This window comes from Saccharopolyspora sp. NPDC000359, from assembly GCF_040300525.1.
Taxonomy (GTDB): Bacteria; Actinomycetota; Actinomycetes; order Mycobacteriales; family Pseudonocardiaceae; genus Saccharopolyspora.
On sequence record NZ_JBEPDU010000022.1, the window covers coordinates 68,364 to 93,162 of the forward strand.

Sequence of the window (24,799 nt, forward strand, 5' to 3'; positions counted from 1 at the left end):
GGCGCGAAACCTCGGCCGCCAAAGGTCGGGGAACAACCCACCGGATTCCAGTCCCACTCGAAAGGGGAGAACACCAGGCGATATCGGTGTTTTCTCCTTGCCGGAGGGCCTCGAACCAAGCGGGCCGCGTTCCATTGTAACTGCGATGTGGGGGTGCGGTTCCGCTGCAAGGCGGAGTCCGCGCGCCCCGTCGTGTGCTAAGTGGCCCCTGGGTCAGGCGTTGCCGCTGGTCGCGGCGGTCGCGGCGCCGACGATGCCGGCGTCGTTGCGCAACGCTGCGGCGACCACCGGGGTGCGGGTCTCCAGCAGCGGGATCCACTTGTGCCCCTTCTTGCTGACCCCGCCCCCGGCGATGATCAGGTCCGGCCACAGGAACTGCTCGAGCGCCTGGACGTAGCGGGTGACCCGCGGGGCCCACTCCGGGTAGGTCAGCTCCAGGGTGTCCTTGACCGACGCCGCGGCCTGCGTCTCCGCGTCGTGACCGTCGACCTCGATGTGCCCGAACTCGGTGTTGGGCACCAGCTTGCCGTCCATGAACATGGCGCTGCCGATGCCGGTCCCGAAGGTCAGCACCACGACGAGCCCGCGGTGCCCGGCACCGGCGCCCGCGCGCATCTCGGCGATCCCGGCGGCGTCGGCGTCATTGAGCACCACGACGTCCTCGCGGCTGCGGCCGAGCCGCTCGGCGAACAGCCCCTGCGCGTCGGTGCCGATCCAGCTCTTGTCGATGTTGGCCGCGGTCAGCGCGGTGCCGTCCTTGATGACGCACGGCAGGGTGATCCCGACGGGGCCGGTCCAGGAGAACTTCTCGACGATCTCGGCCACGGCGTCGGCCACCGCGGACGGGGTCGAGGGCTGCGGGGTGGGAATCCGCATGCGCTCCTCGGCCAGCACGCCGCCTTCGATGTCGACCGGGCACCCCTTGATGCCCGACCCGCCGATGTCCACGCCGAAACCGCGGGCAGTCCCCATGGCTGATCCTTCCTATTCGATTCAGACCGAGGTGTGCAGACCTTAACCGGGTTGTGTTGCGATGTGGGCGTGGGATTGGCAACTGAGGTAGACGCAATGGCGTTGCGCGAGGTCGCGGTGCGGATCGCGCGCGAAGCCGCCGACTTGGCCCGCACTGTGCGTGATGAGGCCGTCACTCGTGGTGTAGACACGAAGAGTACCGAAACCGATGTGGTCACGGCCGGTGATCGCGCGGTGGAGCGGTTGGTCCGCGAGCGGCTGGCCGAGCTGCGCCCCGGCGAGTCGGTGCTCGGCGAGGAGGAGGGCGGCGAGGACGCGCTGGAGGGCCTGCGCTGGGTCGTCGACCCGATCGACGGCACGGTCAACTACCTGTACGGGTTCCCGTGGTACTCGGTGTCGCTGGCCGCGCAGCTCGACGGTCGGTCGGTGGCCGGTGCGGTGGTCGAGCCGGTGTCCGGGCGGGTGTGGAGCGCCGCCACCGGGCACGGCGCGTTCCTGGACGGGCAGCGGCTGCGGGTCTCTGCGGCCGACCGGCTGGACCTGTCGCTGATCGGCACCGGCTTCGCCTACGACGTCAACCGGCGCGAGGCGCAGGCGGCCGTGGTGGGCCGGTTGTTGGGGCAGGTGCGCGACATCCGCCGGGCCGGGGTGGCGTCGCTGGACCTGTGCGCGGTCGGCGCGGGCTGGCTGGACGGCATGTACGAGGTCGGCCTGAACCGGTGGGACTGGGCAGCCGGGGCCCTGGTCGCGGAGGAGGCCGGTGCGCGGCTGCGGCTGCCCGAGCGCGGCAGCACCGACGGCCTGGGCGACGGGATGCTGATCTGCGCCGCGCCGGGCATCGCCGAGGAGCTCACCGGCGTGCTCCGGGAGGTCGACGCGGGTCGGGTCTGAGCGGTGGGGGCGCGGGCCGGTCGGGTGCCGGTCCGCGTTCCTCAGCAGTGCACGTCGCGGGCCTTGGTCAGCAGTTCCTTGTCGATCTGCGGGGGCGTGACCTCCTGGTGCGCGCCGCCCTGCTGGTCCCGCTGCGGCACCCAGTTCTCCAGCTCCTGGAGCACCTGCTTGGCCTCCGAGGTGGTCTTGATGTCGTCGAACTTGCTGCCGAGCGCGAGGTCGACGGCGGCGTCCTCCCGCCCGTCGCGGACCAGCTGCGCGCACGGCGCGATCAGGCTCAGCGTGCGGGCCGCGCCCGCCCCGGCGGTGCCGAAGCGGATCTGGCCGTGGCACTTCAGGTCGTAGTTGACGTAGACCGGGTCGTTGTCCGCGCCGCCCTTGGCGAAGCCGAGGCTCTCCAGCTCGCCGCTGACCAGCGTGGCCTGGCGGCTCTCCCCGTTGCCGTTGAGCACCCGCACCTGCACGTCCTGCGGCGGGATCGGGGTGGTCGAGTCCAGTGCGTCGCGCTTGAGCATGCTGCCCAGCGCCACCTGCTCAGTCGCCTCCCCGTCGGCGACGGGCGCGGCGGTGGGCGGCGTCGGCGGGTTGCAGGTGGTGGCGGTCTCGATGTCCTGCACGGAATCGAAGACCCGCGTCCACAGCAGGCCAGCTGCCACCACGAGGCAGGCCAGCACCAGCAGAGCGGGCAACGGCCGACGGCGCCGGTACCCGGCTCGTCGTCCCCCCCTTGCACCAACGGCTGCCACGTCCCGCCCCTCCTCATGCTCCATCCGGCACTGCGATCAAGCCTATGCGCTGAACTTGCGTCGTGCGGTGCCGGACACCGCTGCTGTGTCGCGGTTGACGCCGCATCGCCGCTGAATCGATGTGGTCCGGCTGAACCGCCTGCGCATGGCATCGCCGAGCCGCTGAGCGGGCAACCGGTGGCGACGGCCGGGGACCGCGCCGGTTTGATCTCCGGGGAGTCGTGGATGCAGTGAACACCACACCTATGGGTGACCTGGTGCATGTGCGGATTCGCCATGAGCTACCCTCTCGGCGCCTCACGGAGTGCCGGATGAGGCAAGTCGCTCATAACGGGGGTACTGAACGCGTTGCAGGGCGAGACCACGATCACTGTCCCGCCGGGCACAAATCCTGGTCCTGGAACGTTTACCAGCGGCACACCATTGCAGTCTCCACAAACGCAGGGGTGAATCACGATGGCGACCGACTACGACGCTCCGCGCCGCGAGTCCGACGACTTGGCCGAGGACTCGTTGGAGGAGCTGAAGGCGCGACGCAACGATGCGCAATCGGGCGTCGTCGACGAGGACGAAGGGGCGATCGCGGAGAACTTCGAACTCCCGGGCGCGGACCTGTCCGGCGAGGAGATGACCGTCAAGGTCCTCCCGAAGCAGGCGGACGAGTTCACGTGCGCGAGCTGCTTCCTCGTCCACCACCGCAGTCGGCTGGCCGAGGAGAAGAACGGCCAGCTGATCTGCCGCGACTGCGCTGCCTGAGATCGGGCGAGCAGACGTCGACGAAACCGGGGAGCGGCTGGGCACACGCGGGGCGTGTGCCCAGTTTTCTTTCCGCCGCCCGCACCGGGTCAGCCCTTGCCCAACGCCTTGCAGAGCTGCTCGGGGCGCCGGGTGCTGACCACCCAGTACGGGGTCGGGTCGTCCGGGTCGTCCAGCCAGATCCGCACCGAGGTGCGGATCGAGGAGCGGTGCACCATGAACGCGGCCGGGTCCAGCTCCGGCCCCAGCGCGCGGCGCTGCTCCTGCGGGCCGATGACCTCGACCTCGTCGATGAACCGCAGCGGCAGGTGCGCGTCACCCACCCACAGCTCGCCGCCGGTGACCTCGACCTTGGTGCGCCCCAGCCACAGCGGGATGGCGATGGCCAGCGGCACCAGCACCACGTACGGCAGCCACGCCCGCACGCCCGGGTAGCCCATGTGCACCTGCGCGGCCATCAGCACGGCGCCGACCATCGGCAGTGGCCAGGACCACCAGGCCGCGTACAGCCGCTCCCGGTACACCGGGTGCTCCCTCGAGTTCGCCTGACCGGGCGTGTCCCCGGTCGTGCTGGCCGCTTCTACGCTTTCCGACACGACTTCAGGGTAGTCTCGCCGCCCGTGTCGAACGTGAAGGTCCTGCTGACCCGACTTGACCCCGACGTGCCGCTGCCGTCGTACGCCAAACCCGGCGACGCTGGCGCGGACCTGGTGACCACCAGCGACCTGGTGCTCCAGCCCGGCGAACGCGCGGTGGTGGGCACCGGCATCGCGCTGGCGCTGCCCGAGGGCTACGCCGGTTTCGTGCACCCGCGCTCCGGGCTGGCCGCGAGGGCCGGGTTGAGCGTGGTCAACGCGCCCGGCACGGTGGATTCCGGGTACCGCGGTGAGATCAAGGTGTGCCTGATCAACCATGATCGGGACAACGCGCTGTCGCTGCGGCGCGGCGACCGGATCGCCCAGCTCGTCGTGCAGCGGGTCGAGCGCGCGGTGTTCCAGGAGGTCGACGAGCTGCCCGCGTCGCAGCGGGGCGCCGGGGGCTACGGGTCCACCGGCGGGCACGAGGTGCTGGCGGTCTCGGGGGCCGAGACCGGTCACAGGACGGAGGGCTGACGGGATGTTCGGATGGGGCCGCGGTCGGGGCAAGCGCGCCGACGACGTGGTGGAGGAGTCGGCGGAATCCGCGGACGTCCCGGAGCGCGGGCCGTTCGACGAGGGTGACGCGCCGGACGACCAGGTCGAGCGCCTGGACCTGGGGTCGGTGCGGTTGCCGGTGCCCGAGGGCGGTCAGCTGCAGGTCGAGGTCGACCCGGCGGGGCCGGTGCGCGCGGTGCACGTGGTCACCCCGGTCGGTCGGCTGACCGTGAGCGCCTTCGCCGCGCCGCGCAGCAGCGGCCTGTGGCGCGAGGTCAGCGGCGAGCTGGCCGAGCAGCTGCGCAAGGACGGCGCGCGGGTGCACACCGAGGAGGGTGACTGGGGCATCGAGCTGGTGGCCGACTCGCCGAAGGCCGCGCTGCGGTTCATCGGCGTCGACGGCCCCCGCTGGCTGCTGCGCGGTGTCGCGGCCGGACCGGCGGAGACCGCCGAGGACTGCGCGAAGCTGCTCTACGCGGTGCTCGACGAGACGATCGTGGTGCGCGGCACCGACCCGATGCCGGTGCGCACCCCGCTGCCGATACAGCTGCCGGAGGCCATCCTGCGCCACATCCAGCAGGCGCAGCAGGCCCAGGGCAACGGCCAGGCGGCGCAGTGACCGGGCTCGGACGCCGCCCCGCCGGGGCGACGTCCGAGCCGCGCCAGGCGGGTGCCGAGCTGCTGGATTTTGCCGGTCGCGACGGCTGATTGATCCGATCGTGCGATCAAGTGCGCATTCGCGCCGGGGACGCGACCTGCGGTCGATCGGCCGCTACGCTGGGGGTGCACGGGCTGCGCGAGTCGAGCCCCGAGGGCGCACAGGAGCGCTAGATGAGTAAGAGCGAGGGCGGCTACTGGCGTCGCCTCGTACGGCGCTTGACCAGTGACGTCGCCGAGTTGGACGCCGACGACCTCTCGGAGCGGTCGCAGGCCGGCGGGGCGCAGCGCGCCAGCGACTGCAAGTGCGGTCAGGAGGCCGTGGTGCTCGGGCGGGTCCGCAGCGTCGGGCTGTGCCCCAAGGTCTCGGCTCCGACGCTGGAGGCCGAGCTGTACGACGGCACCGAGGACGTCACCCTGGTGTGGCTGGGCCGCCGCCGGATCGCCGGGATCGAGCCGGGGCGCATCATCAAGGCCAGCGGTCGGATCGCGGTTCGCGACGGCCGGAAGGTGCTGTACAACCCCTACTACGAGTTGCAGAACACCGCATGAGCGAACGCGACGCAGCGGCTGCCGGGCCGACCGCCCAGGACACGGCCGAGAAGCAGGTGGACGGCGAGCAGCGCGCTGCCGCCACCGAGAACACCTTGCTGGAGCAGATGGGCGGGGTCAGCGGGCTGGCCTACTCCGCGGTGCCCATCGTGGTCTTCGTGCTGATCAGCTCGTTCGTCAGCCTGACGACGGCGATCTGGTCGGCGATCGGGGTGGCGGTGGCCATCGCGATCTTCCGGCTGGTGCGCAAGGAGCCCCTGCAACCGGCCATCTCGGGCGTGCTCGGGGTTGTGGTGTGCTCGTTCATCGCCTACCGCTCCGGTGACGCCAAGGGGTTCTTCCTGCTGGGCATCTGGACGAGCCTGATCTACGGCGGGCTGTTCCTGGTGTCGGTGCTGGCCCGCTGGCCGCTGGTGGGCGTGGCCTGGTCGGCGCTGAACGGCCTGGGCTTCTCCTGGCGCAAGCAGCGGCGCGCGCTGCGCGGTTACGACCTGGCCACCCTGGCGTGGGTCGCGGTCTTCGCGGCGAAGTACGTGGTGCAGCAGTGGCTCTACGACGCCGACCAGACCGGTTGGCTGGCGTTCGCCCGGATCGCGATGGGCTACCCGCTGACCGCCTTGGCGCTGGTCGTCACGGTGTGGGCGATCCGCCGCGCGAAGAAGGTCGCGGAGCAGGAGGCGGAGGCCGTCGAGGCGTCCGCGGTGCGCCCGGACCCCTCGGCCAGCTGACCCCACCGGGAGCAGCCCGTCCTCGGGGCGTCGTGCCGCGACCTCAACGGGACGGCTCAAGCCTGTTGAGATCGGGTGGGCTCAGGACTCGTGGGCGTGGAGGACCGCGCGGATCTGCTGCTCGACGTCCGCGGTGGCCACGAAGAGCAGCTCGTCACCGACCTCCAACGGGTCGTCGGCCTGCGGCACGATGACCCGGCCGCCGCGCAGGATGGTCACCAGCGCCGCGTCCACGGGCAGCTTCAGCTCGCGGACCCGCCGCCCGGCCAGCGGCGTGCCCTCCGGCAACGTCACCTCGACCAGGTTCGCCTGGCCCTGGCGCAACGTCATCAGCCGGACCAGGTCGCCGACGTTGACCGCCTCCTCGACCATCGCGGCCAGCATCCGCGGCGTGGACACCGCGACATCCACACCCCAGGCCTCGGTGAACAGCCACTCGTTGAGCGGGTCGTTGACCCGGGCGACCACCCGGCGCACCGCGAACTCGGTCTTCGACAGCAGCGAGACCACCAGGTTCACCTTGTCGTCGCCGGTGGCCGCGATGACCACGTCGCAGGACTCCAGCCCCGCCTCCTCCAGCGACGCCAGCTCGCAGGCGTCGGCCAGCATCCACTCGGCGCCGGGGATGTTGCGCGGGTGGTAGTTCTGCACGCTGCGCTCGATCAGCAGGACCTGGTGGTCGCCTTCGATCAGCTCCCGGGCGATGGACTGGCCGACCGCGCCGGCGCCCGCGATCGCGATGCGCATCACTCGCTCTCCTCGGGGGTTCGGCGGGCCGCCGCCGTGACGTCGGTGACGGTTCCGGACAGGGCCGCCACGTAGACCGTGTCGTCGGCCTGGACCACCGTCTTGGCGTCCGGCAGCACGCCGTTGCCGAACCGCGTGATGAACGCGACCCGCGCGCCGGTGGCCGACTCCAGTTCGGACACCCGGTGCCCGACCCAGGCCTCGTGCAGCGGCAGCTGCAGGACCGCGACGGTGCCGGAGGGCTCCCGCCACGCGGTGGCCACGCCCTCGGGCAGCAGCATCCGCAGGAACCGGTCGGTGGTCCACGGGACGGTGGCCACGGTCGGGATGCCGAGCCGCTGGTAGACCTCGGCGCGCTTGGGGTCGTAGATCCGGGCGACCACGTGCTCCACGCCGAAGGTCTCCCGGGCGACCCGCGCCGAGACGATGTTGGAGTTGTCCCCGTTGGACACCGCGGCGAACGCCGCCGCCTGCTCGATGCCCGCTTCCACCAGGATGTCCCGGTCGAAGCCGTTGCCGGTGATCTGCTGGCCGCGGAAGTCCTTGCCCAGGCGGTGGAACGCCTGCGGGTCCTTGTCGACCACGGCCACGGTGTGATCGAGCCGTTGCAGGGCAGCGGCCAGGGACGACCCGACCCGGCCGCAGCCCATGATCACCACGTGCACGACCTTCGTCTCCTCGTTGCGGGGGTGTGCTGGCGTCGCGACGACCCGCGATCGCCTGCTGACGGTACCTGGACGGACGGCTCCGGGCTGCTGCACCGTACCGGGTGAGGTGCGGCTGCGAGCAGGGGTGGCCCCGGGATGTGACCTGCGAGCAAAACGGACGGCCGAACCACCCGGTCGACCGGTCCTACCGCTTACGCTCAGTGCCGTGTCCAAGCTCGCAACCGCGGCGAAACGGCTGATCGTCGGTCGACCGTTCCGCAGCGACCGCCTCGCGCACACCCTGCTGCCCAAGCGCGTCGCGCTGCCGGTGTTCTCCTCCGACGCGATCTCCAGCGTCGCCTACGCCCCCGAAGAGATCCTGCTGGTGCTCTCGGTCGCGGGCATCTCGGCCTACACGATCAGCCCGTGGATCGGCCTGCTGGTCGCCGTGGTGCTGGTCGCGGTGGTCGCCTCGTACCGGCAGAACGTCCGCGTCTACACCTCCGGTGGCGGCGACTACGAGGTCGCCACCGTCAACCACGGGCGCCGGTGGGGACTGGTGGTGGCCAGCGCGCTGCTGGTCGACTACATCCTCACCGTCGCGGTCTCCATCTCCTCCGCGGCGGCCAACATCGGCTCGGTGATCCCGTTCGTGGCCGAGCACAAGGTGCTGTTCGCGGTCGGGGCGATTGTGCTGCTGACCGCGTTGAACCTGCGCGGTGTCCGGGAGTCCGGCACGTTGTTCGCGATCCCGACCTACGCATTCATCATCGGTGTCCTCGGCATGATCGGGTGGGGCGTGGTGCAGAGCTACGTGCTCGGCGCGGACCTGCGGGCCGAGAGCGCCGAGTTCGAGCTGGTGCCCGACGAGACGCAGATGGCCGGGGTCGCGTTCGCCTTCGTGGCCCTGCGGGCGTTCTCCTCCGGCAGCGCGGCGCTGACCGGGGTGGAGGCGATCAGCAACGGCGTCCCGGCGTTCCGCAAGCCGAAGTCGCGCAACGCCGCCACCACGCTGGCGATGATGGGCACCCTCGCCGTGGTGATGTTCCTGGGGCTGCTGTGGCTGGCCCAGGTCACCGGTGCCGTGGTCGCCGAGGACCCGGCACACCAGCTCGTCGGCGCACCCGCGGACTACCACCAGAAGACCCTGGTCGCGCAGCTGGCCGGTGCGGTGTTCGCGGGCTTCCCGCCCGGGGTTTGGTATTTGGTGTTCTTCACCGGGCTGATCCTGGTGCTGGCCGCCAACACCGCGTTCAACGGCTTCCCGGTGCTCGGGTCGATCCTGGCGCAGGACCGGTTCCTGCCGCGGCAGCTGCACACCCGCGGGGACCGGCTGGCCTTCTCCAACGGCATCCTGTTCCTGGCCACCGGCGCGGTCATCCTGGTGTTCGCCTTCGAGGCCGAGGTGACCCGGCTGATCCAGCTCTACATCGTCGGCGTGTTCGTGTCCTTCGTGCTCAGCCAGAGCGGCATGATCCGGCACTGGAACCGCAAGCTGCGCACCGAGGAGGACCCGCAGACCCGCAAGCGGATGCGCCGGGCGCAGTCCATCAACGCCTTCGGGCTGGTGATGACCGCCAGCGTCCTGGTGATCGTGCTGATCACCAAGTTCACCCACGGCGCCTGGATCGCCATCGCCGCGATGGCCGCCATCTACGTGCTGATGACCGCCATCCACCGGCACTACGACCGGGTGGCCGAGGAGCTCGAGCAGCAGGAGGCCGACGCCGTGCTGCCCTCCCGCAACCACGCGCTGGTCCTGGTCTCCAAGCTGCACCTGCCGACGATGCGGGCCATCGCCTACGCCCGAGCCACCCGCCCCGACGTGCTGGAGGGCGTGACGGTCAACGTCGACGACAACGACACCCGCAAGTTGACCGCCCAGTGGGAGGCGGAGGACCTGCCGGTTCCGTTGAAGGTGCTGGAATCGCCGTACCGGGAGATCACCCGGCCGGTGCTGGAGTACGTCAAGCGCATCCGCCGGGACAGCCCCCGTGACGTGGTCACCGTGTTCATCCCGGAGTATGTGGTGGGGCACTGGTGGGAGCAGCTGCTGCACAACCAGAGCGCGTTGCGGCTCAAGAGCCGGTTGTTGTTCCAACCGGGTGTGATGGTCACCAGCGTGCCGTGGCAGCTGGAGTCCTCCGACCGCATCCGCCAGAAGAAGAAGCAGCAGCTGTCCTCCATGCCGGGCGCGACGCGGCGCGGGCTGGGGATCAGCGGGAAGGGAAGCGGTGACCGGAAAACCGGACTGGACCGGTAGGCGGCTCGAGGTCGAGGTGGGCGCCGTCGCGCACGGCGGCCACTGCGTGGCGCGGCACGAGGGCCGGGTGGTGTTCGTCCGGCACGCCCTGCCCGGTGAGGTCGTGGTCGCGGAGGTCACGGAGGACGCCGGGGGCGGCTTCTGCCGCGCGGACGCGGTCGAGGTGCTGACCCCAGCTGCGGGGCGCGTGAGCCCGCCCTGCCCGCTGGCCGACATGGCGTTGGGCCGTGACCGGTGCGGCGGCTGCGACTGGCAGCACGCATCGGGGGAGGCGCAGCGCGAGCTGAAGGCGGCGGTGATCGCCGAGCAGCTGCAGCGGATCGCCGGGCTCGACTGGCCGGTGCAGGTGCGCGAGCTGCCGGGCGGGTTGCTGCGCTGGCGCACCCGCGCGCGGCTGGCCGTGGACCGCCGCGGCAACGCCGGGTTCCGGGCGCACCGCAGCCACCGGGTGATCCCCGTCGAGGACTGCCCGATCACCGCTGCGGAGGCGATGTCGGAGGTCACCGACCGCCGTTGGCGGCCGGGCGCTGAGCTGACCGTGGTCGAGGACTCGCGCGGCGAGGTGCACGTGACCGCGGTCGACCACAAGCCGCAGCGGCGGCACGCGCGCCCCGTGGCCCGGCACGTCCGTGGCGGGGAGGTGGCGCACGAGTCCGCGCAGGGCCGCGCGTTCGACGTGTCGGTGCAGGGCTTCTGGCAGGTGCACAAAGCGGCGCCGGACGTGTTCAGCGAGACCGTCGCCCGGCTGGCCGCGGTGCCGTCCGGAGGCGTCGCCTGGGACCTCTACGGCGGGGTCGGGCTGTTCGCCGCGGTGCTCGCCGAGCAGGCCGGGCCGACCGGGTCGGTGCTGCTGGTGGAGTCGTCCAAGCGCGCGGTGGAGGACGCGGTGGCGAACCTGCGGGACCTCCCGCAGGTGTCGTTCCGGGCGGGCACCGTGGAGCGGGTGACCGCGGACGAGGAGCTGCCGGTGCCCGACGTCGTGGTGCTGGACCCGCCACGCAAGGGTGCCGGGCGCGCGGTGGTGGACGCGGTGACCGCGCGCGGACCGTCGCGGATCGTGCACGTGGCCTGCGACCCGGCGGCCCTGGCGCGCGACGTCGGCCTGTACGCGGAGCGCGGCTACCGCCTCCGAGAGCTGGAGTCCTTCGACGCCTTCCCGATGACCCACCACATCGAGTGCATCGCCCTCCTCGAACCCACCAACGCCTAGCCCCCCGCAGTTTCAACTGAAACTACGCCCGTCCCCGGCGCCCCGGGGAACCACAGTTTCAACTGAAACTGTAGCCCGTCGTGGGTGGTGGGGGACCGCAGTTTCAATTGAAACTTCGACCCGCCGTGGGTGAGAACCGCAGTTTCAATTGAAACTGCGGGCGGGTGTGGGTGGTGATCGCAGTTTCAATTGAAACTGCGGGTTCGTCGTGGTGGGGCCGGGGTTTAGGGTGCTGGGTTCGGCGGGGAGGGAGGCGCGGTGTGGCTTGACGAGGTGCCCGGTCGGGTTGATCCGCGCTGCCGGGGAGCGGTCGAGCAGCGGTGGCGGCGGGCTCGGGGCTGGTTGCGGGTGGCGTCCCTCTGGTGCGCCGCCGAGCTGGTGGTGTCGGTGCTCGGGTTGGCCTGGTCGCTGGTCAGCAAGGGGTCGGCGATGCCGGTGGCTGGGGCGCGCGGCACCCAGGACCTGGTCGGTTGGGGGTTCGCCGCGGTGCTCGTCGTGCTGCCGTTCCCGGCTGCGGTGTGGCTGGCCCGGCGCGCGGCGGACGGGATCGACTGGCGCCGCAAGCCGCACGGTTGGCACCTGCTCTCCGCCGTCGTCGCACCGGTGCAGGCGCTCGGGTTGCTGCTGGCGGTGATCTCGGTGGTCGGCAACGGCGTGCTCTCCTGGTGGCAGCCGGTGGCGGTGCTGGTGGTCGGGACGGCGGTCCCGGTGCTCGCCACCGAAGCGGCCCGCCGCGCGTTGCTGCGGTCGCCGCTGGGCGAGCTGGGCGGGACCGAGTTCGTGCTGCGGTTGCCGCTGCGCTCCCCGCAGTGCGGTGCGGAGGATTGCCTGCTGCTGACGGAGGATCGGCTCCGGCTGACGGTGCGGACCGCCGCCGGGAGCCCCGCCCGGCAACCGTCCACCAAGGACATCGAGCTCCCGTCGATCACCGAGGTCGGGGTGCGGCCGAGCACGCCGGAGGACCGGGCTTGGACTTGGTTCGCCGACGGGCGCGGGGTGTCGGTGCCGCCCGGTGACGTGGTGGCGGTCCGCACCCGGCACGACGAGCAGCTGCTGCCGGTCGACCCGGAGTTCGCCGACGTCCTGAGCGCTCGCGTCGCCATGCGCGGGCGCGCACCGGTGCGCCTCGACCCCGGTGCGTGCTGACCGTTCGAGGAGTGGGAACCGCGAGATGACACGACGCGAACACCTCCCGGAGGTGCTGCCCGCGCCCCCGGAGTCGGGAACCGGAGCGCAGCCGGTGCCCGGAACCCCCAGCGCGGCGAGGAATTCCGTGCCAGGTCGGCGTCCGGTGGCGCTGGCCTCGGGCGGGCTGGCGGTCGTGCTGCTGCCCGTGCTGACGCTGCTGCTGGGACTGGGAGCGGTGCCCGGGTTCCTGCTGGTCTGGTCGGCCGGGTGGATCGTGCTCGCCGCTGCGGGCTGGCTGCTGGACCAGCGGACTCCGCGCCGCTGGCCGGGCTGGGCGCTGCTGGCCGCGGTGCCCCCGGCGGTGGTCGACCTGGTCTTCGGCGTCCCGGTCGGGGTGGCGCTGCTGGTCGTCGGGCCGGTGCTGGCCTGGTTGGCGCAGTGCCGGTGCACCGAGCTCGCGCTGGACCTCGCCGAGCTCGACGTGGAGGTCGCCGTCCCGGTCGGCACCGGGAAGCTGCGGATCGGCCGGGACCGGGCGGTGCTGGCGCAGAGCACCAGGTCCGGCGGCGGGCACGTCGACCACGCGCTGCCGCTGGCCGAGCTCGCCCTGGCCCAGCCCGGCGAGGTCGACGCCGACGACGCCTGGTGGCCGCTGCCCGGCGGCACCCGGGTCCGCCTGCGGCGCGGTCCGGCGGTGCGGCTGGTCGCTGGCCGCCAGCAGTGGGTGCTGCCGGTCGAGGACCCGAGGCTGGTGGCGGCCATCGCGCGACGCCGCGCCACCGCCGCCTGGCCGCAGCGCACCGGCCCGCAGACCGTCGACGCCTGGCAGGCCCTGCGCAAGTGGGCCGTGGCGCGCACCAAGACCTTCCGCAGCGGCAGGCAGGCCCAGGCCTACCCGGCGTTCCGGGCGCTGCTGGGCTTCGCGGCCGCGGTGCTCGGCTCGGGGCTACTGGCCAGCGCGGTCGGCCGGGGGCTCACCGACATCGGGGTGTGGATCGTGGGCGCCGTGCTCCTGGTGCTCGGCGGCTACTTCGTCGTCGCGTGGCTGCGCGTGCGCAAGCGCCTAAAATTCGCCGAGCTGCAACAGCTCCCGCCGCACAGCCCGACGTGGGGGGACCTCCGCCCCGACGTCGCCCCCGTCCTGGGCTGGCGACCCTGGCGGTGAGTCGCCGCGTCCCGGGCTTGCGCTGCGCCGACCTGGCCGCTCACCAGTGGAAAGCCGACGGCGCCGCACGTCGGTGACGATGCCCACAAACCCTCACCGGGGACGGGCACCCACTCGCGCGGGGCCGCTTCCGCGGCCTCCACCACACCCCCTAGACCGATTGCCGGACCTGGGAACTTCGTCCGTTCAGCGGTACCGGTGCGCATCGGTTCTGGTGGACCAGCGGGCGCGCACACCGCGCCGGGCCGCCGGTAGCCCGCTCCGTAGACTGGGCGCACCATGTATCGCGGCGGAGCCAGGCAGCCAGCCCGGCCCAGGCATGCGAGTGAACCCGACCGGCACGATGAGTGAGGTGGAGCGGTGACGCTGCTGGGGTCCGTGCGCAGTCCCGCCGACGTCAGGCGCCTTAAGCACGCTGAGCTGGCGCAACTGGCCGAGGAGATCCGGCAGTTCCTGATCGAGAAGGTCTCGCGCACCGGTGGTCACCTGGGACCGAACCTGGGGGCAGTGGAGCTGACCCTCGCCGTGCACCGGGTGTTCGACTCGCCGCGCGACGCAGTGGTGTTCGACACCGGCCACCAGGCCTACGTGCACAAGATCATCACCGGTCGGCAGGACGGCTTCGACCGGCTGCGCAAGCGGGACGGCCTGTCCGGCTACCCGTCGCGCGCCGAGAGCGACCACGACCACGTGGAGAACAGCCACGCCTCGACCGCGCTGTCCTACGCCGACGGCCTGGCGCGCGCCTTCCAGCTGCGCGGTGAGCCGCGGCACGCGGTGGCGGTGGTCGGTGACGGCGCGCTGACCGGCGGGATGTGCTGGGAGGCGTTGAACAACATCGCCGCCGACCAGGAGCGCCCCGTGGTGATCTTGGTCAACGACAACGGCCGCTCCTACTCCCCGACCATCGGCGGCCTGGCCGAGCACCTCGCCGCACTGCGGCTGAACCCGAGCTACGAGAAGGCGCTGGAGAGCGGTCGCCGCACGCTGCGCAACCTGCCGGTGGTGGGCCGTTCGCTCTACACCGGCCTGCACGCGGCCAAGAGCGGCATCAAGGACGCCATCGCCCCGCAGGTGATGTTCTCCGACCTGGGCATCAAGTACCTGGGCCCGGTGGACGGCCACGACCTGCGCGCGATGGAGCACGCGCTGCAGATGGCCAAGTCCTTCGGCGGGCCGGTCATCGTGCACGCGGTGACCCGCAAGGGCTACGGGTTCGCCCCGGCCGAGAACGACCAGGCCGAGCTGATGCACCAGGTCAAGGTCATCGACCCGGAGACCGGGCTGCCGCGCAAGCCCGCCCCGAAGAGCTGGACCGACGTCTACGCCGACGAGCTGGTGAAGATCGGCGCCGAGCGGCCCGACGTGGTGGCCATCACCGCGGCGATGCTCGGCCCGACCGGGCTGCGCAAGTTCGGCGAGGCCTACCCGGACCGCTGCTTCGACGTCGGCATCGCCGAGCAGCACGGCATGACCTCCGCGGCCGGGCTGGCGATGGGCGGGCTGCACCCGGTCTTCGCGGTCTACTCGACGTTCCTCAACCGCGCGTTCGACCAGCTGCTGATGGACGTCGCGCTGCACAAGCAGCCGGTCACGGTCACCCTGGACCGCTCCGGCATCACCGGCGACGACGGCGCCAGCCACAACGGCATGTGGGACCTGTCGATCCTGGGGCTGGTCCCGGGCATCCGGGTCGCCGCGCCGCGGGACGCGGTGACGCTGCGCGAGGAGCTGCGCGAGGCGGTCGCGGTGGACGACGGGCCGACCGTGGTGCGCTTCTCCAAGGGCTCGGTGGTCGAGGAGGTGCCCGCCGTCGAGCGCGTCGGCGGGGTGGACGTGCTGCGGCGCGGCCAGGGCGACGTGCTGCTGGCCGCGGTGGGCGCGTTCGGCCAGCTCGCGGTGGCGGCGGCCGAGCGGTTGGCCGCGCAGGGCGTCGAGGTCACCGTGGTGGACCCGCGCTGGGTGGTGCCGGTCCCGGAGCAGGTCGTCGAGCTGGCGTCCCAGCACCGCCTGGTGGTCACCCTGGAGGACTGCGGGCGGCACGGCGGCTTCGGCTGGGCGCTGGCCGCCGCGCTGCGCGACGCGGAGCTGGACGTCCCGCTGCGCGACCTGGCGGTGCCGAACGAGTTCCTGGACCACGCCTCGCGCGAGGAGGTGCTGGCCGAGCTCGGCCTCACCGAGCAGGACATCGCGCACCGCATCACCGGGTGGCTGGCCAAGTTCGGTGGTTCGCGCGTCCCGCTGCGGGTCGCCGCCGACGACGAGCGGCCCGCCGCCAACGGCTGACCGCCGGTCCTGCGCAGCTTCCATTGGGATCGGATGCCTGGTCCCAATGGGGGTTGCTCGGCACACCGACGGCGTGCGCGGAGGCGCGTGGCCGGTCGGCTGGTTGATCGCGTCGGGGGTCCCCGGTCTGGGCGTTGTGGCAGGGTGAGGACGTGCGAATCCTGGTCGTCGAGGACGAGAAGCCGTTGGCCGACGCGGTCGCTCGCGGGCTGCGCCGGGACGGCATGGCCGTGGACGTCGCCTACGACGGCGAGAGCGGTCAGGAGAAGGCGTCGATCACCCGCTACGACGTCGTGGTGCTCGACCGCGACCTGCCCGGCATGTCCGGCGACGAGCTGTGCCAGCAGCTGATCAACTCAGGCGCCCTGACCCGGGTGCTCATGCTGACCGCGAGTGGCACCGTCGCCGACCGGGTCGCCGGGCTGTCCCTGGGCGCCGACGACTACCTGGCCAAGCCGTTCGCCTTCGCCGAGCTGGTCGCCCGCGTGCGGGCGCTGGGGCGGCGCGCGACACCGGCCCAGCCGCCGCTGCTCACCGCGCAGGAGCTGGAGCTGGACCCGGCGCGCCGCACGGTGCGCCGCCGCGACGGCGAGGTGGAGCTGACCCGCAAGGAGTTCGGCGTCCTGGAGGTCCTGCTGTCGGCCGGGGGAGCGGTGGTGAGCTCCGAGGAGCTGCTGGAGCGGGTCTGGGACGAGAACGCCGACCCGTTCACCACCACGGTGCGGGTCACCATGATGACCTTGCGCAAGAAGCTGGGGGAGCCGGGCATCATCGAGACCGTGGTCGGCTCCGGCTACCGCGTGCCGTCGGCGGGGCGCGCCGAGCACGCGCGGGGCTGACCGGATGTGCGCGGCCGCCCGATCGTTCGCCCGCCGCGGGCCCGGCCTCCGGCTCCGCCTGACGCTGCTGGCGACCGGGCTGGTCGCCGCGGTCAGCGGCCTGCTGCTGTGGCTGGGCTGGGTGCTGGTGGGCAACGTGGTGGCCGCGGTGCCGCAGCTGCCCGACGGCACGGTGGTCCGGGTGCACGGCGTGGACGTGCCCGCGCCACTGCTGGGTGAAGCGCTGCGCGACTCCGCGCGCCAGCAGGTCCTGCTGATCGGTGGCGGAGCCTTCGTGGCCGTGGTGCTGGCTGCCGCGCTGCTGGCGTGGACGGTGACCGGTCGGGTGTTGCGCCCCCTGCACGAGGTGACCGCCACGGCACGGCGGCTCTCGGCGGAGTCGCTGGACGAGCGGATCGCGCTGAGCGGTCCGCGCGACGAGGTGGCGCGCCTGGCCGACACCTTCGACGAGATGCTCGACCGGCTGCAGGCGGCCTTCGATTCCCAACGCCGCTTCGTGGCCAACGCCAGCCACGAGTTGCGCACCCCGTTGTCGGTGATCCGCACGGAGCTGGAGGTGACGCTGTCCGACCCGGACGCCGACGAGGTGGAGCTGCGGCGGATGGCCGAAGTCGTCCGCGAGGCCACTGCCCGCGCGGAACGCCTGGTGGAAGCCTTGCTGCTGCTGGCGCGCACCGAAGGCGTCGAGCTGGCGGTGCGCGAACCGGTGGACCTCACCGAGGTGGTGGGGCGAGCCCGCCGCGCGGTGGGGCCGGAGGTCCGCCAGCGCGGGCTGCGCGTGACGTGCAGCGGCGAACCGGCGTTCGCGGTGGGCGACCCGGCACTGCTGGAGCGGGTGGCCGGGAACCTGCTGGAGAACGCGGTGCGGCACAACGTCGACCGCGGCTGGGTGGAGATCACCATCGGCAGCGACCCGCTGTGGACGACCCTGCGGGTGGCCTCCTCCGGCCCGACGATCCCGGCGGATCAGGTGGAGGGCCTCTTCGAACCGTTCCGCCGAGCCGGGGTCGAGCGGACGGCCCGCAGCGGCGCTGGCCTGGGCCTGTCGATCGTCCAGGCGGCGGCGCAAGCCCACCACGGCCGGGTCCACGCCGAAGCCCTTCCCAGCGGAGGCCTCGCCGTCACCGTCCAACTCCCCGCCGCGCCGTAGCGCAGCAGGTCTCAGAGCCGGAAGGCGGCGAGGTCGACGTCCACGGGAATCGGGCTGGCGGTGATGCGCACGCGCCCCTGACCGACCTCGACCTCGGCATCGCACACGTACCGGCCGTTCTCCAAGCGGTAGGCGGCCAGCTCGGTGGGGCCGCCGCGGTCCTGGGCGACGCTCCAGAAGAACGGGACGCCAGCCCGTTCACAGGCGTGGAACTTCTCGTGTTGCTCGCTGGGCTTGTTCCCGGGGGACCAGATCTCCCCGATGAGCAGCACGTTCCTGGGCTGGAAGGACAACCCGACCGGCGGTGTGTCGAGCACGACGAAGTCCGGGATCAGGGCCGATCGGAAACTGGTGCTGATCTCGATCCCGATACCGCCAACGGCGTAGAGGTCGTCCCGCTCAGCCGAGGTGATGGCCTGGTCGAACATCGAGATGATCCGCTTCTCGGCCCACTGGTGCTGCCCGCTCGGTGGTGGCGTCACGAGCCAGTACCCCTCGATGAGTTCCAGGCGCGAACCGTCCTCGCGGGCGGGCAGCGCGTGCCAGTCGGCGACCGTGAACGGCCCCAGCTCGTGCTGAACAAGCGCAGTCACCGGTCATCACCCCATCTCCGTCCACTCCATCATGGCAGAACGGACCCCTGACCTCAGCAACGCGGAGCAGGCCCAGGGCACGTTCCGCCGAGCCGGGGTCGAACGGCCCGCAGCGGCGTGGCCTGGGCCTGCCGATCGCCCAGGCGGCGGCGCAAGCCCACCACGGCCGGGTCCACGCCGAAGCGCTCACCACCGGAGGCCTCGCCGTCACCGCCCAACTCCCCGCCACGTCGTGGTGGTCAGCTCCGCGCGCGTGATCAAGCCGGGTAGCTGAGGTCCACCCAGGCGAACCGCAGGATTGCGGAAGCCAGCAGGACGGTGGGGAGCAGCAACCACCACCGCAGCCAGCCCCGCGAGACCGGGAGCAGCCGCACCAAGCCGCCGGAAGCGGCGAGCGCACCGCCCGCGAAGGAGCTCACCTGGATCGCGGCGAGCACGTCGTCGTCCCACGGGCCTCGCGGACTCATCAGGAAGGGGACTACTGGCTGTCATCGTTGCGGCGGTGGGGTACCGGTCGGGTGCAACCGTTCGGGGCGGCGCGGTCCTCGTGTTGCCGTCCTGAGTGGACGGAACTGGTGCTGGGCGGTCGGATCGCAGATGCGGAGCGGGGCCAGGGCGAACCGCCCTGGCCCCGCTCGAGCGCGTTCCGGTCAGGCGGGGACGGAGGCCACGCCCGGGTCGAGGAAGCGCTTGCCGTTGACCTCCTCCGAGATGCCCGCCCGGTCCAGGTACGGCGTGATGCCGCCCAGCCAGAACGGCCAGCCCGCGCCGAGGAGCATGCACAGGTCGATGTCCTGCGCCTCCGCGACCACGCCCTCGTCGAGCATGATGCGGATCTCCTCGGCCAGCGCGTTCAGCGCCCGCTCGCGGACCTGCTCGGAGGTCGAGGGCTTGTCGCCCTGCTCCCACAGCGCCGCGACCTCGGGGTCCACCACCTGCTTGCCCGAGTCGTCGGTGGTCCACACCGCGGTCTTGCGGGCCTCGACGAACCGCTGCATGTTCGCGCTGATCCCGAACCGGTCCGGGTAGGCCGCGTGCATCGTCTCGTTGACGTGCTGGGCGACCGCCGGGCCGACCAGCTGCAGCAGCACCATCGGGGTCATCGGCAGGCCCAGCGGCTCCAGGGCGTTGTCGGCGACCTCGAACGGGGTGCCCTCGTCGACGGTGGCGATGACCTCGCCCATGAAGCGGGTCAGCAGCCGGTTCACCACGAACGCCGGGGCGTCCTTCACCAGCACGCAGGACTTCTTCAGCTGCTTGCCGACCTTGAACGCGGTGGCCAGCGCCGCGTCGTCGGTCTTGTCGCCGCGCACCACCTCCAGCAGCGGCAGCACCGCGACCGGGTTGAAGAAGTGGAAGCCGACGACCCGCTCCGGGTGCCGCAGCTTCGCAGCCATCTCGGTGATCGACAGCGACGAGGTGTTGGTCGCCAGGACGGCCTCGGCGGAGACGTGCTCCTCCAGCTCGGCGAACACCTGCTGCTTGACCGACATCTCCTCGAAGACGGCCTCGATGACGAAGTCGGCGTCGGCGAACGCCGCCTTGTCCAGCGAGCCGGTGACCAGCGCCTTGAGCTTGTTGACCGCGTCCGGCGACAGGCGGCCCTTGGCGGCCAGCTTGTCGATCTCGCCGTGGATGTAGCCCACGCCGCGGTCGATGCGCTCCTGGTCGACGTCGGTGATGACCACCGGCACCTCCAGGCGGCGCACGAACAGCAGCGCCAGCTGCCCGGCCATCAGCCCGGCACCGACCACGCCGACCTTCTTGACGTCGCGGGCCAGCGACTTGTCCGGCGCACCGGCGGGCCGCTTGGCGCGCTTCTGGGTCAGGTCGAACGAGTACAGCCCGGAGCGCAGCTCGTCGGACATCAGCGCGTCGGCCAGTGCCTCGGTCTCGGCCGCGTACCCGGCGTCGAGGTCGTTGCCGCGGGCCAGCTCGATCAGCTCGACGGCCTTGGCCACCGCCGGGGAGGCCCCGTGGGTGCGGGACTCGACGATGCCCTTGGCGCGGGCCACCGCGTCGTCCCAGCCCTTGCCGCGGTCGATCTCCGGGCGCGTGACGGCCTGCTCGCCGTTGACCACGCGGACCGCCCAGCGGATCGACTCCTCCAGGAAGTCCGGGCTGTCCAGCAGCTCGTCGAAGATGCCCAGCGCGTGGGCCTTCTTCGGGTTGAGCATCCGGTTCTGGCTGAGCGCGTTCTCGAGGATCACGGTGACCGCGGCGTCCGGACCGATCAGGTTCGGCAGCAGCTGGGTGCCGCCCCAGCCCGGGAACAGGCCCAGGAAGCACTCCGGGAAGGCGACCATGCCCGCGGATCCCGACACCGTCCGGTAGTGGCAGGACAGCGCCAGCTCCAGGCCGCCACCCAGGGCCGCGCCGTTGACGAACGCGAAGGTCGGGATCTTCGACTCGGTGAGCCGGCGGAACACGTCGTGCCCGGTCTTGGCGATCAGGTGGGCGTGCTCGCGCTCGGTGAGCCGGCCGATGCCGGACAGGTCCGCGCCGACGGCGAAGATGAACGGCTTGCCGGTGACGGCGATCGCCGCGGGCTCGGCGGCGAAGGCCTCGTCCAGCGCGGCGTTCAGGCTCTCCAGCCCGCCCGGGCCGAAGGTGGACGGCCGGGTGTGGTCGTGGCCGTTGTCGATGGTGATCAGCGCGAGCTTGCCGGACAGGCCGGGGGCGTCCACGAGGCGGGTGCGCGCCTGGGTGACCACCTCGTCCGGGAACAGCGCGGCGAATTCGGTCACTGCTCGCCTCCTGCGTTGTAGTTCGGGTTCTCCCAGATGACCGTGCCGCCCATGCCGAAGCCGATGCACATGGTGGTGATCCCGTACCGGACCTCGGGGTGCTCGGCGAAGTGGCGGGACAGCTGCGTCATCAGCCGCACCCCGGAGGAGGCCAGCGGGTGGCCGCAGGCGATCGCGCCGCCCCACGGGTTGACCCGCGGGTCGTCGTCGGCGATGCCGAAGTGCTCCAGGAAGGCCAGCACCTGGACCGCGAACGCCTCGTTGATCTCGAACAGGCCGATGTCGTCGATGCTCAGCCCGGCGCGCTCCAGCGCCTTCTCGGTGGCCGGGACCGGGCCGACGCCCATGACCTCCGGCTCGACGCCGGCGAAGGAGTAGCCGACCAGCCGCATGCCGACCGGCAGGCCCAGCGCGGCCGCGGTGTCGGCGTCGGCCAGCAGGCAGCCGGTGGCACCGTCGTTGAGGCCCGCGGCGTTGCCCGGGGTGACCCGGCCGTGCGGGCGGAACGGGGTCTTGAGCCCGCCCAGCGCCTCGACCGTGGTGCCCGGGCGCGGCGGCTCGTCGGTGGCGGCCAGGCCCCAGCCCTGCTCGGCGGAGCGGGTGGACACCGGGACCAGGTCCGGGGTGATCTTGCCCGCCTGCAGCGCCTCGTCGTAGCGCTGCTGGCTCAGGGCCGCGTAGGCGTCGGTGCGCTGCTTGGTCAGCGTCGGGAACCGGTCGTGCAGGTTCTCCGCGGTCGAGCCCATGATGAGCGCGGACGGGTCGACGATCTTGTCCGACACGAAGCGCGGGTTGGGGTCGACGCCCTCGCCCATCGGGTGGTTGCCCATGTGCTCGACGCCGCCCGCGATCGCCACGTCGTAGGCGCCGAAGGCGATGCCGCTGGAGACCGTGGTCACCGCGGTCATGGCGCCCGCGCACATCCGGTCGATGGCGAACCCGGGGACCGACTTGGGCAGCCCGGCCAGCAGCGCGGCGCTGCGGCCGATGGTCAGGCCCTGGTCACCGATCTGGGTGGTGGCGGCGATGGCGACCTCGTCGATGCGCTCCGGCGGCAGCTCCGGGTGCCGCCGCAGCAGCTCCCGGATGACCTTGACGACCAGGTCGTCGGCGCGGGTCTCGGCGTAGATGCCCTTGGAACCGGCCTTGCCGAACGGCGTGCGTACGCCGTCGACGAAGACCACGTCCCGAACCGCGGGGCGGCTGCGGCTGTCGGCGGGTGCCGACGCAGGTGCGGCCACGGCGTGCTCCTCACTGGCTTGGTGGATGGTGCTCGGCCGGGTCCACGCGCAGATCTACCGGCCGGTAACCGCACTCTAGCGCTTATTACCCACCGGTAACCACACGCCCACCCCTGTCGGGTGTCTCACATGCTGATCGCGCGGTGCCGACGGCGTCGATCATCGTCGACGACCGCCGGTCCCGCCGCAGCGGACTACTCCGCGGGCGCCGTCGCCTGGAGCGCTTCGGCGATGACCTCCGCGGTCAGCGCCAGCTGCCACTCGCGGGCGCCCTTCTCGCGCAGCAGCGCCGTGACCGCGGCCAGGCTGCGGTCCTCCGGCGGGTTCCAGCAGGTCCGCCGGACCAGGTCCGGGAGCAGCAGGTTCTCCACCGGCAGCCGGTTCGCCTCGGCGACCTCCGCCAGCGCCGAGCGGGCCGCGGACAGCCGCGCGGCCGCGTCCGGATCGCGGTCGGCCCACCGGTTGGTCGGGGGCGGCCCGTCGTTGGGGGAGGCCGGGGCGGGCAGCTCGTCCTTCTCCAGACGGCGGGCGGCGCGGAGCGCCTGCAGCCACATGGAGGCCCGGCGCCGCTGCTGCCGTCCGCCGAACACCGGCAGCGCGACCAGGTCGGCCTCGGTCTTGGGGTTGGCCTGGGCGGCCTGGACGATCGAGGAGTCGGGCAGCACCCGGCCCGGCGCGAGGTCGCGCTCGCGGGCGAACTTGTCGCGGGTCTGCCAGAGCGCGCGGACGGCGGCCAGCTGCCGCGGGTTGCGCACCCGGTGGATGCCCGAGGTGCGGCGCCACGGCTCGGCGCGCGGCGGTGCAGGTTCGGCGGTGCGGACCGCCTCGAACTCCTCCAGTGCCCACGCGAGCTTGCCCTGCTCCACCAGCTCGTCGTGCATGGCGTCGCGCAACGCGGTCAGCAGCTCGACGTCCAGGGCGGCGTAGACCAGCCAGTCCTGGGGGAGTGGGCGGCGCGACCAGTCGGCTGCGCTGTGCCCCTTCTCCAGCCGGTAGCCGAGCATGCGCTCCACCAGCGCGCCGAGCGAAACGCGCTCGAACCCGGCCAGCCGACCGGCCAGCTCGGTGTCGAACAGCTTCGCCGGGCGCAGGTCCAGCTCGGCCAGGCAGGGCAGGTCCTGCGAGGCGGCGTGCAGCACCCACTCGGTGTCGGCCAGCGCCGGCACCAGCGGATCCAGCTCACCGCCCAGGGCGATCGGGTCCACCAGCACGGTCCCGGAGCCTTTCCGGCGCAGCTGCACCAGGTAGGCGCGTTGGGAGTAGCGGTATCCCGAAGCGCGCTCGGTGTCCACGGCCACCGGGCCGGTGCCCGCGGCGAGCGCGGTCGCGGCGGCGCGCAGGGCCGCCGGCGTGTCCACCACCGGCGGCACGCCGTCGGTGGGTTCGGTCAACAACACCGGTTCCGGGCGGTCGGACCCGACGGTCTCGGGGCTTGCAGCTTCCACGGCTACCAGACCTTACGTGCTTTGGTCCGCGCCGTGGGGCCACTCCACCCGAGCTCGTCGGGCCGACCGCTCCGGTGCAGGTGCTTCAGCGCCCGGATCAGCGGATCACGCCGGCCCGCATGGCCAGCGCGACCATCTGCGCACGGTCGCCAGTGCCCAGCTTGCGCCCTATCCGCGACAGGTGGCTCTTCACCGTGAGCGCGGAGAGGTTCAGGGCCTCACCGATCTCCTTGTTGGAACGGCCATCGGCCACCAACTGGAGCACTTCGACCTCGCGCCCGGACAGCTCACGAGGGGTGTTGTCCGTCCCCGGCACGCGGGTTCCGGCAGCGAGCACCGGAGCCACGCTGGGGTCGGCGTACACCCCGCCGTCGAGCACGCGGCGCACGCCGTCGGTGACCACCATCGGCGAGGCCGACTTCAGCAGGTACGCCTGGGCACCTGCTTGGAAGGCGGCCCGCACCGCGTACGGGTCATCGGACGATGCGAGCACCACGATCCGCGGCCATCCCTGGCTCCGGAGTTCGGTGACCAGTTCAATACCGGTCCCGTCCGGAAGCCCGAGATCGAGGATCGCGAGGTCGCACGGACCGGTCGCCAGGGCGCGAGCCCTGGCCTCGGCCATCGATGCGGCCTCGTGCACCGTGCCAGCGCCCATCTGCAGCAACCGGGCGGCGATGGCCTCCCGGAGCAGCGGATGGTCGTCCACCACGAGCACCGTGAACAGCTCTTCCCGCGGGTGCGGGACCATGTTGGCCGGCAAAGTGCCGGCAGGCGTGGTTCGAGCGGCCTGACCTAAGCCGACGGCAGCCACGTCACTACCTCCCTGGAGTCGGTCGTGCCCCCCCGACCGGCACCGGGACTCTCGACCAATCAGCCGCGCCACTGATCGACCGAAAGTGG

At 72.1% G+C, this 24,799-nt stretch carries 24 protein-coding genes; 13 read left to right on the top strand and 11 right to left on the bottom strand.

All coding sequences use genetic code 11. The features are described from left to right. Window positions 1-213 precede the first annotated feature (213 nt). Complete coding sequence (gene ppgK, locus ABT324_RS16325; protein ID WP_351177316.1) at window positions 214-972, bottom strand: polyphosphate--glucose phosphotransferase; 759 nt, start codon at window positions 970-972, stop codon at window positions 214-216. Between the two features lie 96 nt (window positions 973-1,068). On the opposite strand from ppgK, the gene ABT324_RS16330 reads away from it, so the two are divergent. After that, window positions 1,069-1,863 (top strand): inositol monophosphatase family protein, encoded by a 795-nt coding sequence (locus tag ABT324_RS16330; RefSeq protein ID WP_351177319.1) that lies wholly within the window; start codon window positions 1,069-1,071, stop codon window positions 1,861-1,863. A 41-nt stretch (window positions 1,864-1,904) separates the two neighbouring features. On the opposite strand, the gene cei is transcribed toward ABT324_RS16330, so the two are convergent. After that, a complete protein-coding gene (gene cei, locus ABT324_RS16335) occupies window positions 1,905-2,633 on the bottom strand; it encodes an envelope integrity protein Cei (RefSeq protein ID WP_351177322.1) in 729 nt (242 codons plus the stop codon). 432 nt (window positions 2,634-3,065) lie between these two features. On the opposite strand from cei, the gene ABT324_RS16340 reads away from it, so the two are divergent. After that, window positions 3,066-3,365: a DUF4193 domain-containing protein gene (locus tag ABT324_RS16340; RefSeq protein WP_150068843.1), complete on the top strand. Its 300-nt coding sequence runs from the start codon at window positions 3,066-3,068 to the stop codon at window positions 3,363-3,365. Between the two features lie 89 nt (window positions 3,366-3,454). Here ABT324_RS16340 and ABT324_RS16345 read toward each other — a convergent pair whose 3' ends face one another. Continuing rightward, window positions 3,455-3,961, bottom strand: a complete 507-nt coding sequence (locus ABT324_RS16345) for a DUF3093 domain-containing protein (protein WP_351177325.1) — start codon at window positions 3,959-3,961, stop codon at window positions 3,455-3,457. Between the two features lie 24 nt (window positions 3,962-3,985). Between ABT324_RS16345 and dut the strand changes: the two genes are divergently transcribed. From dut to ABT324_RS16365, 4 genes are all read left to right on the top strand, one after another. Then, on the top strand, window positions 3,986-4,477 hold the full coding sequence (dut, locus tag ABT324_RS16350) for a dUTP diphosphatase (RefSeq protein WP_351177328.1): 492 nt from the start codon (window positions 3,986-3,988) through the stop codon (window positions 4,475-4,477). Window positions 4,478-4,481: 4 nt separating this feature from the next. Next, entirely contained in the window at window positions 4,482-5,117 is a 636-nt protein-coding gene (locus tag ABT324_RS16355) for a DUF3710 domain-containing protein (protein WP_351177331.1), read from the top strand. Between the two features lie 212 nt (window positions 5,118-5,329). Beyond that, entirely contained in the window at window positions 5,330-5,707 is a 378-nt protein-coding gene (locus tag ABT324_RS16360) for an OB-fold nucleic acid binding domain-containing protein (protein ID WP_351177334.1), read from the top strand. Beyond that, window positions 5,704-6,435, top strand: a complete 732-nt coding sequence (locus tag ABT324_RS16365) for a DUF3159 domain-containing protein (protein ID WP_351177337.1) — start codon at window positions 5,704-5,706, stop codon at window positions 6,433-6,435. Before ABT324_RS16360 ends, ABT324_RS16365 begins: the two co-directional genes overlap by 4 nt. A gap of 81 nt (window positions 6,436-6,516) precedes the next feature. Here the strand turns inward: ABT324_RS16365 and ABT324_RS16370 are convergent, their stop codons facing one another. Then, a complete protein-coding gene (locus tag ABT324_RS16370; protein ID WP_351177340.1) occupies window positions 6,517-7,182 on the bottom strand; it encodes a potassium channel family protein in 666 nt (221 codons plus the stop codon). Continuing rightward, complete coding sequence (locus tag ABT324_RS16375) at window positions 7,182-7,847, bottom strand: potassium channel family protein (protein WP_351177343.1); 666 nt, start codon at window positions 7,845-7,847, stop codon at window positions 7,182-7,184. Before ABT324_RS16375 ends, ABT324_RS16370 begins: the two co-directional genes overlap by 1 nt. A gap of 208 nt (window positions 7,848-8,055) precedes the next feature. Between ABT324_RS16375 and ABT324_RS16380 the strand changes: the two genes are divergently transcribed. The 7 genes from ABT324_RS16380 to ABT324_RS16410 all read left to right on the top strand — a co-directional run bounded on the left by ABT324_RS16380 (window position 8,056) and on the right by ABT324_RS16410 (window position 17,870). Next, window positions 8,056-10,092 (top strand): APC family permease, encoded by a 2,037-nt coding sequence (locus tag ABT324_RS16380; protein ID WP_351177346.1) that lies wholly within the window; start codon window positions 8,056-8,058, stop codon window positions 10,090-10,092. Continuing rightward, on the top strand, window positions 10,064-11,302 hold the full coding sequence (locus tag ABT324_RS16385; protein ID WP_351177349.1) for a class I SAM-dependent RNA methyltransferase: 1,239 nt from the start codon (window positions 10,064-10,066) through the stop codon (window positions 11,300-11,302). Before ABT324_RS16380 ends, ABT324_RS16385 begins: the two co-directional genes overlap by 29 nt. 258 nt (window positions 11,303-11,560) lie before the next feature. Further along, the gene (locus ABT324_RS16390; RefSeq protein ID WP_351177352.1) at window positions 11,561-12,448 is read left to right on the top strand and encodes a hypothetical protein; all 888 of its coding nucleotides are present in this window, start codon (window positions 11,561-11,563) and stop codon (window positions 12,446-12,448) included. Window positions 12,449-12,473: 25 nt separating this feature from the next. Further along, a complete protein-coding gene (locus ABT324_RS16395; RefSeq protein WP_351177355.1) occupies window positions 12,474-13,595 on the top strand; it encodes a hypothetical protein in 1,122 nt (373 codons plus the stop codon). A gap of 360 nt (window positions 13,596-13,955) precedes the next feature. Further along, window positions 13,956-15,881 (top strand): 1-deoxy-D-xylulose-5-phosphate synthase, encoded by a 1,926-nt coding sequence (gene dxs / locus ABT324_RS16400; RefSeq protein WP_351177358.1) that lies wholly within the window; start codon window positions 13,956-13,958, stop codon window positions 15,879-15,881. Between the two features lie 152 nt (window positions 15,882-16,033). Next, window positions 16,034-16,720, top strand: coding sequence for a response regulator transcription factor (locus tag ABT324_RS16405; RefSeq protein ID WP_351177361.1), 687 nt, complete (start codon window positions 16,034-16,036; stop codon window positions 16,718-16,720). Between the two features lie 4 nt (window positions 16,721-16,724). Then, complete coding sequence (locus tag ABT324_RS16410; protein WP_351177364.1) at window positions 16,725-17,870, top strand: sensor histidine kinase; 1,146 nt, start codon at window positions 16,725-16,727, stop codon at window positions 17,868-17,870. An 11-nt stretch (window positions 17,871-17,881) separates the two neighbouring features. Here the strand turns inward: ABT324_RS16410 and ABT324_RS16415 are convergent, their stop codons facing one another. The 6 genes from ABT324_RS16415 to ABT324_RS16440 form a co-directional block, all read right to left on the bottom strand. Then, on the bottom strand, window positions 17,882-18,463 hold the full coding sequence (locus tag ABT324_RS16415; RefSeq protein WP_351177367.1) for a Uma2 family endonuclease: 582 nt from the start codon (window positions 18,461-18,463) through the stop codon (window positions 17,882-17,884). Window positions 18,464-18,720: 257 nt separating this feature from the next. Beyond that, window positions 18,721-18,930, bottom strand: a complete 210-nt coding sequence (locus tag ABT324_RS16420) for a hypothetical protein (RefSeq protein ID WP_351177370.1) — start codon at window positions 18,928-18,930, stop codon at window positions 18,721-18,723. 183 nt (window positions 18,931-19,113) lie between these two features. Beyond that, window positions 19,114-21,210 carry a 3-hydroxyacyl-CoA dehydrogenase NAD-binding domain-containing protein gene (locus tag ABT324_RS16425; protein WP_351177373.1) on the bottom strand — a complete coding sequence of 699 codons (2,097 nt, stop codon included), beginning with the start codon at window positions 21,208-21,210 and terminating at the stop codon, window positions 19,114-19,116. Next, the gene (locus ABT324_RS16430) at window positions 21,207-22,451 is read right to left on the bottom strand and encodes a thiolase family protein (protein WP_351177376.1); all 1,245 of its coding nucleotides are present in this window, start codon (window positions 22,449-22,451) and stop codon (window positions 21,207-21,209) included. The genes ABT324_RS16425 and ABT324_RS16430 overlap by 4 nt, the downstream gene beginning before the upstream one ends. Window positions 22,452-22,645: 194 nt before the next feature. Continuing rightward, window positions 22,646-23,896 carry an HRDC domain-containing protein gene (locus tag ABT324_RS16435; RefSeq protein WP_351177379.1) on the bottom strand — a complete coding sequence of 417 codons (1,251 nt, stop codon included), beginning with the start codon at window positions 23,894-23,896 and terminating at the stop codon, window positions 22,646-22,648. A gap of 97 nt (window positions 23,897-23,993) precedes the next feature. Further along, window positions 23,994-24,710, bottom strand: coding sequence for a response regulator (locus ABT324_RS16440; RefSeq protein ID WP_010695004.1), 717 nt, complete (start codon window positions 24,708-24,710; stop codon window positions 23,994-23,996). Window positions 24,711-24,799: the final 89 nt, after the last annotated feature.

Excerpts from the sequence above, each read along its gene's own strand:
- ppgK (WP_351177316.1), bottom strand. The coding sequence starts at position 972 with ATGGGGACTGCCCGCGGTTTCGGCGTGGACATCGGCGGGTCGGGCATC.
- ABT324_RS16330 (WP_351177319.1), top strand. The coding sequence starts at position 1,069 with ATGGCGTTGCGCGAGGTCGCGGTGCGGATCGCGCGCGAAGCCGCCGAC.
- cei (WP_351177322.1), bottom strand. The coding sequence starts at position 2,633 with ATGGAGCATGAGGAGGGGCGGGACGTGGCAGCCGTTGGTGCAAGGGGG.
- ABT324_RS16340 (WP_150068843.1), top strand. The coding sequence starts at position 3,066 with ATGGCGACCGACTACGACGCTCCGCGCCGCGAGTCCGACGACTTGGCC.
- ABT324_RS16355 (WP_351177331.1), top strand. The coding sequence starts at position 4,482 with ATGTTCGGATGGGGCCGCGGTCGGGGCAAGCGCGCCGACGACGTGGTG.
- ABT324_RS16360 (WP_351177334.1), top strand. The coding sequence starts at position 5,330 with ATGAGTAAGAGCGAGGGCGGCTACTGGCGTCGCCTCGTACGGCGCTTG.
- ABT324_RS16365 (WP_351177337.1), top strand. The coding sequence starts at position 5,704 with ATGAGCGAACGCGACGCAGCGGCTGCCGGGCCGACCGCCCAGGACACG.
- ABT324_RS16370 (WP_351177340.1), bottom strand. The coding sequence starts at position 7,182 with ATGCGCATCGCGATCGCGGGCGCCGGCGCGGTCGGCCAGTCCATCGCC.
- ABT324_RS16395 (WP_351177355.1), top strand. The coding sequence starts at position 12,474 with ATGACACGACGCGAACACCTCCCGGAGGTGCTGCCCGCGCCCCCGGAG.
- ABT324_RS16410 (WP_351177364.1), top strand. The coding sequence starts at position 16,725 with ATGTGCGCGGCCGCCCGATCGTTCGCCCGCCGCGGGCCCGGCCTCCGG.
- ABT324_RS16420 (WP_351177370.1), bottom strand. The coding sequence starts at position 18,930 with ATGAGTCCGCGAGGCCCGTGGGACGACGACGTGCTCGCCGCGATCCAG.